The sequence below is a fragment of the Streptomyces sp. SAT1 genome (assembly GCF_001654495.1).
Lineage (GTDB): Bacteria > Actinomycetota > Actinomycetes > Streptomycetales > Streptomycetaceae > Streptomyces > Streptomyces andamanensis.
In genome coordinates this window covers 525,216-539,387 of the sequence record NZ_CP015849.1, presented here as the reverse complement: position 1 = coordinate 539,387, position 14,172 = coordinate 525,216, and the positions used below count along the sequence as shown (strand labels likewise).

The window sequence follows — 14,172 nt, the reverse complement described above, 5'->3', positions numbered from 1 at the left end:
CGGTGGAACGAGGCGCGGCGCCGTGCGGCCCGGGATCAGACCGTGGCGGGCTCGGCGAGCCGGGTCAGCACGTCCACGGCGAGATTGCGGGCCAGCGGCACCTTGTAGGCGTTGTCCCGCAGCGGCCGGGCCGCGGCGAGCTCCCGGTCGACGGCGTCCGCGAACGCCTCGGCGGTGACCGGTGAGCCGAGCAGGGCCTCCTCGGCGCGCCGCGCCCGCCACGGCCGGTGGGCCAGCGCCCCGAAGGCGATCCCCGCGTGCGCCACGACACCGTCCGCGACCCGCAGCACCACCGCGACCGAGGCGAGGGCGAAGGCGTAGGAGGCCCGGTCGCGGGCCTTGCGGTACGCCGAGGGCAGATGTGCGGCCGCCGCCGGGAGCACCACGGAGGTGATCAGCTCGCCGGGACGCAGTGCGGTGTCCCGCTCCGGATGCTCGCCGGGCAGCCGGTGGAACTCGGCCGCCGGGACGCTGCGCGCGCCCTCCGTCCCGTACAGCTCCACGCGCGCGTCCAGGGCGGACAGCGCCACCGCCATGTCCGAGGGGTTGGTGGCGATGCACCGGTCGGAGTACCCGAGCACGGCGTGGTCGCGGTGCACGCTCTCCAGGGCGCCGCAGCCGCTGCCGGGCTCCCGCTTGGCGCACGGCTTGGACAGGTCCTGGAAGTACGGGCAGCGGGTGCGCTGCATCAGGTTGCCGCCGGTGGTGGCGGCGTTGCGCAACTGGCCGGAGGCGCCCGCGAGCAGCGCCTGCGACAGCACCGGCCAGCGGTCGCGGACCAGGGGGTGCGCCGCGAGGTCGCTGTTGCGCACGGTGGCGCCCACCCGCAGCGAGCCGTCGGGCAGTTCCTGCACCGTGTCCAGCGGCAGCCCGGTGACGTCGACGAGGAAGTCCGGGCGCTCCACGCCCAGTTTCATCAGGTCGACCAGATTGGTGCCGCCGCCGAGATAGCGGGCCCCGGGGTGCGCGGCGAAGGCGTCCGCCGCCTCGTCCACACTGCCCGCCCGTAGGTAGCCGAAGGGTTTCACGGGACGATGTCCTCCACGGCCTCGACGATGCGCGGATAGGCCCCGCAGCGGCACAGGTTGCCGCTCATCCGCTCCCGGATCTCGCGCGGATCCAGCGGGACGGGACGGCCGGGGGCTGCGGCGGGGCCGGTGACGTGCGAGGGGTGGCCGGCCGCGGCCTCGGCCAGCACGCCCACGGCGGAGCAGAGCTGGCCCGGGGTGCAGTAGCCGCACTGGAAGGCGTCCCGGTCAAGGAACGCCTGCTGGAGCGGGTGCAGTTCCCCGTCGTCGTCCGCCAGACCCTCGACGGTCGTCACCTCGCACCCCTCCAGGGTGACGGCGAGCAGCAGGCAGCCGTTCGTCCGGCGCCCGTCGACGAGGACCGTGCAGGCTCCGCACTGGCCGTGGTCGCAGCCCTTCTTCGCCCCGGTGAGACCGAGATCCTCCCGCAGCACGTCCAGCAGGACGCGGCGGTGGTCCAGGAGGAGGGTGTGGGGCTCGCCGTTGACCCGGAACGATGTTCCGGAACGGTGCCCGGTGTGCTGGTCGCTGCCCATGGCGTGGATGACCTTCCGGACGCGTGATGCGGTGCAGACCGCGTATCCACACAGCGGCACCTGACACGTCCGGACACGCCGCGAGCCCCGGGCCGTCCGCGCGGACGGCACCCGGCCGGCCCTGCGGACAGGGACCCCGGCCCCGCCTCCCGGCCGGGCGGTGTGTCAGTCCCCGGCCGGGCCCTTCGCGGCATCGCCGTCCCGGGACGCGGGCGGCGGCGGTGGTGGTGGGGGCGGGGGTGGCGAGGGGACCGGCGGTGCCTGCGACGGCTGCGCCTCCGGTTCCGGCGGCGCAGCCGCGCGCCGGGCGAGGGCACCGCCCTTGAGCCGCTCCAGACCGCGGGCCAGGTGCTGGAAGGGCGAGAGCCCGGCCGGACCGGCGGCCGGCCTGCGGACCGGCGGGACACCCTCCGCGCCCGCGGCCTCGCGGTACACGGCGAGCGCCTCGTTGGCCCGCTCGGCCGCGTCGCGGTACAGGTCCCGGGACTTCGTCATCGCGTCCAGGGCCTCGGCGTACATGGCCACCAGCTCGCGCGCGCGGACCAGTTCCTCCTCCATCGTCATCAGGTGCCACTGCTCGCGCAGCACCGTCAGCGCCTGGTCGCCGCCCTCGGGCAGCGGCCTCGGCAGCGCGTCGAACCGCCGTACCGCGTCCAGGACCTCGGTCGGCTCGTTGCCGTCGAGGAAGACGCTGCGCACGGAGAACCGCTCCGCCTCGTAGCCGGGGGCCGCCGGGCTGCCGGGCAGGACGACGGCGCCGCCCCGGGGGACCCGGGCCCCGTAGTCGTCCAGCACCCAGTTCACGGCCCGCAGGCGCTGCGGGGCGGCGCGGTGCTCCACGACCCGGTGCCGCAGACCCTCGGGCAGCAGCCGCACCAGCGCCGGGCGGCCGCGCTCGTCGGGTGTCATGGCCTCGTGCACGACGACATGGACGCACCAGGTGTCGCGCACGGCGTGCCGCAGCACCCGCCGCAGCTCCTTGTCGTCCTCGGGCAGCTGGTTGACGTCGCCGAGCCGCAGTCCGGTGACGGCCTCGTGGTCCCAGCCGGTGCCGGGCTCCTCCGCCCCGGCCGGCCGGGGCGGCCGGCCCGGCCAGAACATCGAGGCGGGAGAGGGCCAGCGCGGGTCCCAGGGCTGCTCCGCCTCGGCGATCAGCGTCCACTGCTGTTCGTCGGCGGCGCCCCGCAGCGGCGAGAGCGAGAGCCGGGCGCGCACGGTCACCTCGCCCGGGGCCAGCCAGCGCGCCTCGAAGACATGCTCACGGGAGAGGTCGACGTCGTCCGGCTCGGTGTGGCTGTGCAGGACGGAGTCGGCCTCCAGCTTCTCCAGGTGGCGCCGTACGGCGTCCGCCGGAGCGGGGCCACAGTGGCGGCCTCGGGCGCACCACACGGTGGGCGGGGCCGCGGGACGGGGAGCGGGAGAGTTCGACATGGGCCAATCTGCGGGCGGGGACGGCGGTCGTCTCCCAGTATCACCGCAGCGGATCATGATCGGTTCGGCGGGGCCGGTGGCCGGGGCCGCGCGGTCGGTGCCCACGGGCGCCCACGGTCCGCCGTGAGGGGCTCCGGCGGAGGTCAGCGCGGTGGTGCGCCGTCGCACTCCGGCCGGGCCCGGATGCGTCGGCGGAGCACCTGGAACCCGCGGTGCGTGGGGGTACGGCGTTGACGCGGCCCCGGCCCCACCGCCGCCGAGCCCCGCGTCCCGCCCGCCGCCACACCCCGTTCGGCCCAGCCCGGCCCCCGGGGAGGCTGACGTGGCTACTCCGTTCGGCCGCCGCCTCCCACCCCTGGGCGGCGGACGCCCTCAGTGTGGAGGCACGTACCCCTTCCAACGACAGGAGTTCTCCATGAGGATCCGAATGACGGCCGCCGCGGTCCTGGCGGGTGCGGCCCTGATGACGTGCGCGGGAACCGCCGCCGCCGATGCCGGTGCGGAGGGCGTCGCGGTGGGCAGCCCCGGAGTGCTCTCCGGCAATGTCATCCAGGTCCCCATCGACCTCGGCCTGAACCTGTGCGGCAACTCGATCGACGTGATCGGGCTGCTCAACCCCGCCACCGGGAACGCGTGCGCGAACAAGTAACGGCGCCTTCGGGCGGCGTGGTGCGCCTCGGCGCACCGGCGCACCACCGACGGACGAGCCGTGCCGCCTTCGAGGGGGCACGGCTCGTCCGTCGTACGGGGCCGGGGCCGGGGGCGTCGCGGTGCCGGTGCTACGCGCCGCTCGCCCCGAGCATGTCCTCGCGCTCGACGATCTTCACGCGCTCGCGGCCCTGCGGCTCGCCGAGCGCCTTCTCCGCGGCGTCGAGGCGGTACCAGCCGTCCCAGGTCGTGAACCGGACGCCGTGCTCGGCCAGGAAGGCGTCGACGGCCTCCGGGTCAGGGGAGGCCGGGGTGTGCAGCCGGCCGGAGGCGTAGTCGTCCAGCAGGCTGGCGACCGTCTCGTTGGCGTCGCCCTTGGTGTGGCCGATCAGGCCCACCGGACCGCGCCGGATCCAGCCGGTCACGTACGCCGACTGCACATGCTCGCCGGTCTCGCCGATGATCCGCCCGGCCTCGTCCGGGACGGTGCCCGAGTCCTCGTCCCAGGGCAGCTTCGGCAGCCGGTCGGAGAGGTAGCCCACGGCGCGGTAGACGGCCGTGACGTCCCAGTCCTTGAAGGCGCCGGTGCCCTTGACGTTGCCGGTGCCGTCCAGCTCGGTGCGCTCGGTGCGCAGACCGGTGACCCGGCCGTCCGTGCCGAGGATCTCCGCCGGGGACTCGAAGAAGTGCAGGAACAGCTTGTGCGGGCGGTCGCCGACGTCGCGGATCGCCCAGTTCTCCAGCGTCTTGGCGACCATGTCGGCCTGCTTGTTGCCGCGCCGGGTGGCGATGGAGCCCTCGTCGTAGTCGATGTCCTCGGGGTCCACGATGACCTCGATGTTGGGGGAGTGGTCCAGCTCCCGCAGCTCCATCGGGCTGAACTTCGCCTGCGCGGGACCGCGGCGGCCGAACACGTGGATCTCCAGCGCCTTGTTGGCCTTCAGGCCCTCGTAGACGTTCGGCGGGATCTCGGTGGGCAGCAGCTCGTCGGCGGTCTTGGCGAGGATGCGGGCCACGTCCAGGGCGACGTTGCCGACGCCGAGGACGGCGACCTTCTCGGCCTGGAGCGGCCAGGTGCGCGGCACGTCCGGGTGCCCGTCGTACCAGGAGACGAAGTCGGCGGCGCCGTAGGAGCCGTCCAGGTCGGCGCCGGGCACGGACAGCGCCCGGTCGGCGGTGGCGCCGGTGGAGAAGATCACGGCGTCGTAGAAGGCGCGCAGGTCGTCCAGGCTGATGTCGCCCGGGTAGTCGACGTTGCCGAACAGACGGATCTGGGGCTTGTCCAGCACCTGGTGCAGGGCCGTGACGATGCCCTTGATCCGGGGGTGGTCGGGGGCGACGCCGTAGCGGATCAGGCCGAACGGCGCCGGCATCCGCTCGAAGAGGTCGATGGACACACCCGGGTCGGTGGCCACGCCGGACTTGAGAAGAGCGTCGGCGGCGTAGATGCCGGCGGGGCCGGCTCCGACGATGGCTACCCGCAGGGGGCGCGGCATGATCAGGTTCCCTTCGAGCGGTGAAACGACGACTCGACGGCAACCCTAAACTAAGGCAAGCCTAAGTGGGTACGCGGGTCCGATCTATGAGGTCATAAGCCTAACTTATGACAAGTCAAAGACCTCATGATGGTCGCGGACCGGCCTCCCGAACGTACCCCGCCGCCCCGCCCGGCGTCGCGTCCGACCCCGTCGTCCCGTCCGGCGTCGCCTCGCCCGGCCCCCTTCGTCGCGGCAGGACGGAACGCCGCGCGTCGGGCATGGTGGACCTGTGATCGGGCTGGCCGTGTTCTTCGCCGTCATGGGCGCCGCGAGCAACGCCGTGGGGACCGCCTTCCAGCGGAAGGCCGCCTCCGCCGTGCCCACCGGCGGCGGACTGCGGCTGCTGCTCGCCCTGGCCCGGCATCCCGTGTGGCTCGCGGGCATCTGCGGGGTCGTCGCCTCCGCCATGTTCCAGGCGCTCGCGCTGGTCAACGGGCCGCTGGCGCTGGTGCAGCCGCTGTTCATCATGGAACTGCCGTTCGCCCTGCTCATCGCGGGCTCCCTCATGCGCCGGGGCCTGCCCGCCCGGGGCTGGGCCGCCGTCGCCGGAGTCGTCGCCGGGCTCGCCCTGGTCCTGGTCGCCGCCTCGCCCTCCGGATCCCACGACCAGGCGCCCATGGTCCGCTGGGTGCCCGCGCTGATCGGCTGCCTGGGGGCGATGGCCGGGGCGTTCGCCCTGGCCCGCCCCGGACGCTCGCCCCTGCTGCGCGCCGCCGCCCTGGCGGCCGCCGCCGCCATCGGCAACGCGCTGACCGCCGCCCTGCTGAAGTCCGCGAGCGGCATCCTGGACGCCGACGGCTTCACCGCCTTCCTCACCACCTGGCAGACCTACGGGTTCGCCGTCGTCGGCGTCTGCTCGCTGCTGCTCCTGGAGAACGCCCTCCAGGCCGGTTCGCTGGCCGCCTCCCAGCCCGCCCTGACCATCGGGGACGCCACCGTGAGTCTGCTGCTGGGCGTCACCCTCTTCGGCGAGCACATCCGCACGGGCGTCTGGCTCCTGCCGGAACTGGCGGGCGCCGGCCTCATCGTCTGGGGCGTCCTGAGGCTGATCCGCGTCGTCCCGCACGCCCAGCAGACCCTCGCCGGCGAGACCGCCCCCGCCTCTCCCGCCGGCCGCGTCCCGGACCCCGCGGACGGCCGGGTGGACGGCTGAGCCGGAACGGTCCGGGATCCGGCCCTGCCGGACGGCCTAACCCCGGCCGTGGGGCGCGGGCAACGGTGCGAAGGTGAACATATCCGCGTGGATACGGGTGAAAAGGTCACCCGGTGGTGCGTGTGCGTACCGCCGCGTCGTGCCGGACGGCGATCCGCCAGCGCCCCGCGGCCGCCACGCGGGACCGAGCCGACGACGTCGAAGGAGTCCACGGGCATGACGGACGTATCCAGCAAGGGTCCGGGCGACGACCCGAAGGCCCTCACCAACCGGCAGGGCCATCCCGTCTACGACAACCAGAACCAGCGGACCGTCGGCGCCCGCGGTCCCGCGACGCTGGAGAACTACCAGTTCCTGGAGAAGATCAGCCACTTCGACCGGGAGCGCATCCCGGAGCGGGTGGTGCACGCCCGAGGAGTGACGGCGTACGGCTACTTCGAGGCGTACGGCGCCTGGGGCGACGAGCCGATCGGCCGCCACACCCGGGCCAGGCTGTTCCAGGAGCGCGGCAGGCGCACCGAACTCGCCGTCCGCTTCTCCACGGTGATCGGCGGCCGCGACTCCGCCGAGACCGCCCGCGACCCGCGCGGCTTCGCGGTGAAGTTCTACACCGAGGACGGCAACTGGGACCTCGTCGGCAACAACCTCGGCGTCTTCTTCATCCGGGACGCCATCAAGTTCCCCGACGTCATCCACGCCCTCAAGCCCGACCCGGTGACCTTCGAGCAGCAGCCCCGGCGGATCTTCGACTTCATGTCGCAGACGCCCGAGTCGATGCACATGCTGGTCAACCTGTTCAGCCCGCGCGGCATCCCCGCCGACTACCGGCACATGCAGGGCTTCGGCGTCAACACCTACAAGTGGGTCAACGACGAGGGCCGCACCGTCCTCGTCAAGTACCACTGGATGCCCAAGCAGGGCGTGCGCAGCATGACGGAGGAGGACGCGGCCAACGTCCAGGCGCAGTCCCTGGGCCACGCGACCAAGGACCTCTACGAGGCGGTCGCGCGCGGCGAGTACCCCGAGTGGGAACTGCTCGTGCAGATGATGGACGACAACGACCACCCGGAGCTGGACTTCGACCCGCTGGACGACACCAAGACCTGGCCCGAGCAGGACTTCCCGCCCCGGCCGGTGGGCCGGATGGTCCTCGACCGGATGCCGGAGAACTACTTCGCGGACAACGAGCAGATCTCCTTCGGCACCGGCGTCCTCGTCGACGGCCTGGACTTCTCCGACGACAAGATGCTGGTCGGCCGCACCTTCTCCTACAGCGACACCCAGCGCTACCGGGTCGGCCCCAACTACCTCCAGCTCCCGGTCAACCAGCCCAAGCACGCGCCGGTGCACACCAACCAGCGCGACGGCCAGATGACGTACCACATCGACGGCGGCGGAGCGAACCCCCTCGTCAACTACGAGCCGTCCATCACGGGCGGCCTCCAGGAGGCGGTGTACCCCGCGCACGAGGAGCAGGGGCCCGAGATCCGCGGCCGGCTGACCCGCGCCCGCATCCCGCGCGCCAACGACTACCAGCAGGCCGGCCAGCGCTATCTGCTGATGGAGCAGTGGGAGCGCGACGACCTCGTGAAGAACCTGGTGGGCCAGCTCTCCCGGTGCGACCGGCCGGTGCAGGAGCGCATGGTGTGGCACTTCCTGCTGGTCGAGAACGAGCTGGGCGTGAGGGTCGGCGAGGGCATCGGCGTCTCGCCCCAGGACGTGGCGGGTCTTGAGCCGCTGGCCGGGCAGGACCTCACCGACGAGGACCGCAAGCGGCTGTCCCGGCTGGGCGAGAACCCGCCGCGCGACGTGGAGGGCCTGACCATGACCCACTGCGTCCCCGACGAGCGGCACACCGTGACCCGCTGACCACCCGCACGCGCGGGAACGGGCGCCGGTCCCGGGATCTCCTCCCGGGACCGGCGCCCGTCCTCGGCGTCACGCTGTCACGGCCGGCGCGCGCCGACCGCGACGACCGCTCAGTGCACGCTCAGCAGGCCCTGCCGCAGCCGCCTCAGCAGCCGGTTGAGCAGCCGCGAGACATGCATCTGCGAGATCCCCAGCCGCTCGCCGATCTGCGCCTGCGTCAGCTCCTCGACGAACCGCATGTGGATGATCTGCCGGTCCCGATCGTCCAGCTCCTCCAGCAGCGGCGCGAGGCTGTGCAGATCCTCCACCAGCTCCATGCCCATGTCCTCGGCGCCGATGAAGTCGGCCAGGACGCTCTCGCCGTCCTCGCTGCTGCTGACGGCGGCGTCCAGGGACGCGGACGTGTAGCCGTTGGACGCCACCCGGGCGTCGATGACCTCCTGCTCGGGGAGGTTCATCAGCTCCGCCAGCTCCTTTGTGGTGGGCTTGCGCCCGAGCCGGCTGCTCAGCTCCTCGGTGGCCTTGGCCAGCTCCACCCGGGCCTCCTGGAGCCGCCGCGGCACATGCACGGCCCAGGTGGTGTCCCGGAAGAAACGCTTGATCTCGCCGACGATGTACGGCACCGCGAAGGAGGTGAACTCCACCTCGCGGGAGATCTCGAACCGGTCGATCGCCTTGATCAGGCCGATCATGCCGACCTGGACGATGTCCTCCATCTCCTGGGGACCCCGGCTGCGGAAGCGGCCCGCCGCGTACCGCACCAGCGACATGTTCATCTCGATCAGCGTGTTGCGGGCGTACTGGTACTCGTGCGTGCCCTCTTCCAGGTGCGCGAGCCGGTCGAAGAACACCCGGGACAGAGCGCGTGCGTCGGTCGGCGCGACCTGTGAGGGGTCGGGCACCTCCGGCAGCTCCGTCCGAGCTCGGATCGCCTTCGCCTCCGCGGTCAACGCCATCGCGCGGCCCTCCCTCTCAGCTGCTGTTCCTGCCCGTCGTGACCGCCCCGTCACCGAGTGCGGCCTGGGCAGCGTGTACCCGGCTTCCAACCTCTCACACCATTATTTCTCCACCGGAGCGATTTCACCCACGGGGGCCGGCGCGCGCGGCCGGCCGCTCCGCCGGACGCGACGCGCTGAAGTGGCCCCGGACGCGCCGAGCGGCGATCGTGTCCGTGAGGGTGTTCCGCTCCGCGGCCCGGGGAACGCGCCCCTGGAGCGCGCGGGACGCCGACGGCCGGTGCGCGCCCGCGAGCCGCGACCGGGAGGAGCGTGGGTGAACAGGCAAGTGCGGTCCGGCGGTCGCCGCGGCGACCCGGCGGGCACGCCCGACCCCAGGCGCTGGAAGGCCCTGTGGGTCACGCTGGCGACCGGCTTCATGAGCCTGCTCGACGTCACCATCGTGGCCGTGGCGCTGCCGTCCATGCAGCGCGACCTGGGCACCTCGGCGTCCTCCGTGCAGTGGGTGGTGTCCGGCTACGCCCTGGCGTTCGCCCTGGTCCTGGTGCCCGCAGGCCGCCTCGGCGACGCGATGGGCCGCCGCCGGATCTTCCTGTGCGCCCTGGCCGGCTTCGTGCTGTGCAGCGCCGGTGCCGGCGCCGCGCCCAGCATCACCTGGCTCGTCGTGGCCCGCCTCGCCCAGGGCGCCTGCGCGGGCTGCCTGGCCCCGCAGAACTCCGCGCTGATCCAGCAGATGTTCCGCGGGGCCGAACGCGGACGCGCCTTCGGCCTCTTCGGCGCCGTCGTGGGCGTCTCCAGCGCGGTCGGGCCGATCACCGGCGGCCTGATCCTCGCCCTGGCCCACGGCACCCAGGGCTGGCGCTGGATCTTCTACGTCAACGTCCCCGTCGGCGCCGTCGCCCTGCTGCTCGGCCTGCGGCTGCTGCCCAAGGTGGCGCCCGGCCGCCGGGAACGGCTCGACCTGCCCGGCGTGACCCTGCTCGGCACCGGCGTCCTGGCCCTGATGCTGCCCCTGGTCTTCGCCGAGAGCGGCGGCCTGCACCGGCTGTGGTGGCTGTTCCCGCTCGGCGCGCTGCTGCTGGCCTGCTTCGCCCGGTGGGAGGCGCGGGTGGCGGCCCGCGACGGACAGCCGCTGCTGGACCCGCGGCTGCTCACCGGCACCCGCGGCTACGGCCTGGGCACCGCGCTCGGCGCGCTGTACTTCGTGGGCTTCAGCGGCGTATGGCTGGTGTTCGCGCTCTTCTTCCAGAACGGCCTGGGCTACGAGCCGCTGCGCTCCGGGCTCGCGGTGACGCCGTTCGCCATCGGCTCGGCCGCCGCCGCGGTCGTCTCCGGGCGCCTGGTGGAGCGGCTGGGACGGCTGCTCACGGTCTGCGGCCTGGTCGCGGTGGTGCTCGGCCTCGGCGCCACCGCGCTGATCCTGCACTCCGCCCCGCCCGCCATGCTCACCTGGCTCGCGGCGCCCGCCCTGCTCGTCGGCGGGCTCGGCAGCGGCTGCGTCATCTCACCGAACGTGACGATGACGCTCCGCGACGTACCCGTGCGGATGGCCGGGGCGGCGGGCGGCGCCCTCCAGACCGGCCAGCGCCTGGGCGGCGCCGTGGGCACGGCCGCGCTGCCCGGCCTGTTCTACGCGGTGCTCGCCGCCACCGGACAGGACTACCGCGCCGCCGTGGCGCTGGCCGTGGGCTCCGCGCTCGTGGCGATGCTGGCGTCCCTGGCGGTGGCCGTCCTCGACTGGCGCCGCGACCACCGGCGGCGGCCCCCGGCCCCGGCGTCCGGCGGGCCCGCGCGCACCCCCTCGCCGGGTCCGGACGGCTCCGTTCACTCCGACGGCCGTACGGACAGGTGCGGAACGCGCGGCGGGGGTTCCCCCGGACGCGGTGCGCCCGGACCGGGGCCAGGTTTGCCGCGCACCGCACAGGACACCCGGCGCGGTGACACCGACCTCGATCACGGCTGGGAGTGAGCGACCGTGGCTGGAGACCAGAAGGCCAAAGGCAAGAAGGAACAGATGAAGGGCAAGGCCAAGGAGACGGTCGGCCGCACCGTGGGCAACGAGCGGATGACCGCCGAGGGCCGCGCCGAGAAGACCAAGGGCGACGCGCGCCAGGCCAAGGAGAAGGGCAAGGACACCCTCAAGCCCTGACGCCGCCGCCACGCAGGACTTCGCGGGCCCCAGCCGGTGACCGGCTGGGGCCCGCGAAGTCCTGCGCCGCCGCCGGGGCTCAGCCCGGCGCCGGGGCTCAGCCCGGCAGCTTGGCCCGCAGGCCGCCGACCGCGGCGGCCGGTCCCGCAGTCGCCCGGACCGAACGCCGTACCAGAGCGGCGTCGCGCCGCAGCTCATGGGCCTGGTGCCGGCCGCGCCACAGCCACGACGGCGCGGCGCCGGTGTCGTCGGCGGCGATGAGCAGCCCACCGAGCATGGAGAGGTTCTTCAGGAAGTGGATGCGCTGCTGCGCCCGCTCGCCGGGGTCCTTCGCCTCCCAGAAGCGGTGCCCGGCCAGCGTGGTCGGCACCAGCGTGGCCGCCAGCGCCAGGGCGGAGAGCCGGGGGAGCCGCCCGAGACCGAGCAGCACACCGGCGGCGACCTGCACACCCCCGCTGAGCCGTACGACCTGTTCGGTCCGGTCGGGCAGGAGGGCCACGCGTTCGGTGACCGGACGGACGACCGGTTCGGCCAGCGGGGTGACGGCCTCGGGGTTGCGGACGGAGTTCAGGCCGCCGACGACGAACATGGAGGCGAGCAGGGGACGACCGGCCACGCGCAGCAGACTCATGGTCCTCTCCAGACGTGAGGGGTGTACGGCCTGTGCCGGGTTCCCGGACCCGCCGGATGCATTCGAGCCGGAGGGACCGGACCGGATCTGGCCGGAACACCGGGCAACCTTCTTCGTCTTTCGGAACTGTGACAGTTTTCCGGGACATTACGGAACCGGAGAGCGGTGCGCACCGGTCTTGTCCGACGACCGACGAGCCGGGAACCGACCCGGCCTCATGCATTGGGGGAACACTCACATGCCCATGCGTGTCCGCACCCGACGAATCCTGATCGCCGCCGCCGCGCTCACCGCGGCCGGCTCCCTGACCGCGATGACCCCGGTGGCCGCGGGCCCCGGGACCTCCCCGGCCCGTACGGCGGCCGCGCCCGGGACCGCCGCCCGTACCCTCTCCGCGTCCGTCGCGCCCGCCGCTGCCGCCCAGGGCGACCCGCGCAGCGTCACCCAGCGGGTCGCCGACTTCTACGGCGCCTACATCGACACCGCCTGGGACGGCTCCGATCCCGCCGCGGGCGCCGACGCCAAGGCGCTGAAGGCGTTCTACCTGACCGCGGGCGCCCGCAGGGCCGTCGCCGCGTACGAGGCCAGGGAGCACGCCGACGGCGTCCTCTTCGCGCAGAACGTGCCGGTGAAGTGGAAGGTCGCCTACGCCGGCTCGGGCGGCGGCCACGCCACCAGCAGGGTCTACCTCACCTGGAGCGACGGCAGGAACGCCCAGGTGACGAAGATCGACGTACGGTCCGACCTCAGGACCCGCAAGATCACGGACCTCAGGCCGGTCCGCTGACGGCGGCGGGCGGTCGGCCCACCCCTCCCGGGGCACGCCGCCCGCCCCGCCGCCGCTCACGGGACCACGCGGACACGCACCGTATCCGCGTGGTTCCGGCACGCCGCCCGGGGAACCCGGCCCGGCATGGACGCCGACCGACGCCCCCGCCATCTCCTCGCCGACCAGACGCTCCCGCTGCTCGCGGCCGGGTACACCTGGCTGCCCCAGCTCATGGAACGCAGCACCGACGGCGTCGTGGAGACCCGCCTCCTGGGACGGCCCGCGCTCGCGCTGCGCGGACCGGACGCCGTGCGGTTCTTCTACGACGAGCGGCACGTCCGCCGCGACGGAGCACTCCCCGGACCGGTCAAGGCCACCCTTTTCGGCCACGGCGCGGTCCACACCCTGGACGGCGAACAGCACCGCGCGCGCAAACGCCTGTTCCTGCCGCTGCTGCACGCCGACCGGATCGCGGGCGTCGTCGACGAGGTCACCCGGGCGTGGGACGAGGCCGCCGCCGACTGGGCACGCCGTCCGGACGTCGTCCTCTTCGACGAGGCGGCCGTGGCGCTCACCCGGGGCGTGCACCGCTGGGCCGGTGTCCCCCTGGACGCACCGCGGGCGCGGGCGGTGGCCCGCGACCTGATCGCGATGGTCGACGGCTTCGCCTCCCCGGGCCCGCGCCACTGGCGCGCCCGGCGCGCCCGCCACCGTCAGGAGGAACGCCTCGCCCTCCTGGTGGCGAACGTGCGCGCGGGCCGCGTACCGGCACCGGCGGGCTCCGTGCTGGAGCGGGTCGCCCGGCACCGCGACGCCTCGGGTGCCTGGCTGCCGCCGTACACCGCCGCGGTGGAACTGCTCAACGTGCTGCGCCCCACCGTCGCCGTCAGCTGGTTCGTCGCCTTCGCGGCCCACGCGCTGCACCGCCACCCCGAGCACCGGGCCCGGCTGCGGGAGCCGGACCCCGCCGAGCCCGTCGCGTTCGCCCACGAGGTGCGCAGGTTCTATCCCTTCGCGCCCTTCCTCGGCGGCCTGGCCGCCCGCGACCTGACCTGGCGCGGGCACACGCTCCCGGCGGGCGGCATGGTCCTCCTGGACGTCTACGGCCAGAACCACGACCGGGCCCTGTGGGGCGATCCGTACACCTTCCGCCCGCACCGCTTCCTCGCGCACCCGCCCGCACGCGACGAGCTGATCCCGCAGGGCGGCGGCGACCCGCGCACCGGGCACCGGTGCCCCGGCGAGGGCGTGACCCTCGGGCTGCTCCAGGCCCTCGCCGTGCGCCTGGCCCGGCTGGAGTACGACGTCCCCGACCAGGACCTGCGCATCTCGCTGCGCCGCGTCCCGACCCGCCCGCGCAGCGGCTTCGTCATCAGCGGCGTACGCCCGCACGGGCGGCGCGCGACGGTGTGGCCGGGACCGGTCCGGGAACCCGCCGGGCCGTCCGGCGGTACGCATCACCTT

Annotated in this window: 12 protein-coding genes and 1 pseudogene; 7 read left to right on the top strand and 6 right to left on the bottom strand. The window is 73.9% G+C overall.

Features of this window, described 5'->3' with window-relative positions:
* Positions 1-35: 35 nt before the first annotated feature.
* The 3 genes from A8713_RS02190 to A8713_RS02180 form a co-directional block, all read right to left on the bottom strand.
* On the bottom strand, positions 36-1,028 hold the full coding sequence (locus A8713_RS02190) for an FAD binding domain-containing protein (protein WP_064531144.1): 993 nt from the start codon (positions 1,026-1,028) through the stop codon (positions 36-38).
* Positions 1,025-1,564: a (2Fe-2S)-binding protein gene (locus A8713_RS02185; RefSeq protein WP_064531143.1), complete on the bottom strand. Its 540-nt coding sequence runs from the start codon at positions 1,562-1,564 to the stop codon at positions 1,025-1,027. Before A8713_RS02185 ends, A8713_RS02190 begins: the two co-directional genes overlap by 4 nt.
* Positions 1,565-1,729: 165 nt before the next feature.
* Positions 1,730-2,995 carry a hypothetical protein gene (locus A8713_RS02180; protein ID WP_237305291.1) on the bottom strand — a complete coding sequence of 422 codons (1,266 nt, stop codon included), beginning with the start codon at positions 2,993-2,995 and terminating at the stop codon, positions 1,730-1,732.
* 415 nt (positions 2,996-3,410) lie between these two features.
* Here A8713_RS02180 and A8713_RS02175 point away from each other — a divergent pair, with 415 nt between their 5' ends.
* Complete coding sequence (locus A8713_RS02175) at positions 3,411-3,644, top strand: chaplin (protein WP_026252304.1); 234 nt, start codon at positions 3,411-3,413, stop codon at positions 3,642-3,644.
* 130 nt (positions 3,645-3,774) lie between these two features.
* Here A8713_RS02175 and A8713_RS02170 read toward each other — a convergent pair whose 3' ends face one another.
* Positions 3,775-5,139: an FAD-dependent oxidoreductase gene (locus A8713_RS02170; RefSeq protein ID WP_064531141.1), complete on the bottom strand. Its 1,365-nt coding sequence runs from the start codon at positions 5,137-5,139 to the stop codon at positions 3,775-3,777.
* A 271-nt stretch (positions 5,140-5,410) separates the two neighbouring features.
* Between A8713_RS02170 and A8713_RS02165 the strand changes: the two genes are divergently transcribed.
* Both A8713_RS02165 and A8713_RS02160 read left to right on the top strand, forming a co-directional pair.
* The gene (locus A8713_RS02165) at positions 5,411-6,334 is read left to right on the top strand and encodes a DMT family transporter (protein WP_064531140.1); all 924 of its coding nucleotides are present in this window, start codon (positions 5,411-5,413) and stop codon (positions 6,332-6,334) included.
* A gap of 216 nt (positions 6,335-6,550) precedes the next feature.
* Positions 6,551-8,203, top strand: a complete 1,653-nt coding sequence (locus A8713_RS02160; protein ID WP_064531139.1) for a catalase — start codon at positions 6,551-6,553, stop codon at positions 8,201-8,203.
* Positions 8,204-8,313: 110 nt separating this feature from the next.
* Here the strand turns inward: A8713_RS02160 and A8713_RS02155 are convergent, their stop codons facing one another.
* Positions 8,314-9,159, bottom strand: coding sequence for a SigB/SigF/SigG family RNA polymerase sigma factor (locus A8713_RS02155; protein ID WP_064531138.1), 846 nt, complete (start codon positions 9,157-9,159; stop codon positions 8,314-8,316).
* Positions 9,160-9,475: 316 nt separating this feature from the next.
* On the opposite strand from A8713_RS02155, the gene A8713_RS02150 reads away from it, so the two are divergent.
* Together A8713_RS02150 and A8713_RS02145 are read left to right on the top strand one after the other, a co-directional pair.
* Complete coding sequence (locus tag A8713_RS02150; RefSeq protein WP_237305290.1) at positions 9,476-11,128, top strand: MFS transporter; 1,653 nt, start codon at positions 9,476-9,478, stop codon at positions 11,126-11,128.
* 6 nt (positions 11,129-11,134) lie between these two features.
* Complete coding sequence (locus A8713_RS02145) at positions 11,135-11,308, top strand: CsbD family protein (RefSeq protein ID WP_064531136.1); 174 nt, start codon at positions 11,135-11,137, stop codon at positions 11,306-11,308.
* A gap of 97 nt (positions 11,309-11,405) precedes the next feature.
* Here the strand turns inward: A8713_RS02145 and A8713_RS02140 are convergent, their stop codons facing one another.
* The gene (locus tag A8713_RS02140) at positions 11,406-11,939 is read right to left on the bottom strand and encodes a DoxX family membrane protein (RefSeq protein WP_064531135.1); all 534 of its coding nucleotides are present in this window, start codon (positions 11,937-11,939) and stop codon (positions 11,406-11,408) included.
* A 238-nt stretch (positions 11,940-12,177) separates the two neighbouring features.
* Between A8713_RS02140 and A8713_RS02135 the strand changes: the two genes are divergently transcribed.
* Together A8713_RS02135 and A8713_RS02130 are read left to right on the top strand one after the other, a co-directional pair.
* A complete protein-coding gene (locus A8713_RS02135; protein ID WP_064531134.1) occupies positions 12,178-12,726 on the top strand; it encodes a hypothetical protein in 549 nt (182 codons plus the stop codon).
* Positions 12,727-12,852: 126 nt separating this feature from the next.
* Positions 12,853-14,106 (top strand): annotated as a pseudogene (locus A8713_RS02130) (cytochrome P450); the annotation flags it as partial.
* Positions 14,107-14,172 lie beyond the last annotated feature (66 nt).

Excerpts from the sequence above, each read along its gene's own strand:
- A8713_RS02185 (WP_064531143.1), bottom strand. The coding sequence starts at position 1,564 with ATGGGCAGCGACCAGCACACCGGGCACCGTTCCGGAACATCGTTCCGG.
- A8713_RS02180 (WP_237305291.1), bottom strand. The coding sequence starts at position 2,995 with ATGTCGAACTCTCCCGCTCCCCGTCCCGCGGCCCCGCCCACCGTGTGG.
- A8713_RS02175 (WP_026252304.1), top strand. The coding sequence starts at position 3,411 with ATGAGGATCCGAATGACGGCCGCCGCGGTCCTGGCGGGTGCGGCCCTG.
- A8713_RS02170 (WP_064531141.1), bottom strand. The coding sequence starts at position 5,139 with ATGCCGCGCCCCCTGCGGGTAGCCATCGTCGGAGCCGGCCCCGCCGGC.
- A8713_RS02160 (WP_064531139.1), top strand. The coding sequence starts at position 6,551 with ATGACGGACGTATCCAGCAAGGGTCCGGGCGACGACCCGAAGGCCCTC.
- A8713_RS02155 (WP_064531138.1), bottom strand. The coding sequence starts at position 9,159 with ATGGCGTTGACCGCGGAGGCGAAGGCGATCCGAGCTCGGACGGAGCTG.
- A8713_RS02140 (WP_064531135.1), bottom strand. The coding sequence starts at position 11,939 with ATGAGTCTGCTGCGCGTGGCCGGTCGTCCCCTGCTCGCCTCCATGTTC.
- A8713_RS02135 (WP_064531134.1), top strand. The coding sequence starts at position 12,178 with ATGCCCATGCGTGTCCGCACCCGACGAATCCTGATCGCCGCCGCCGCG.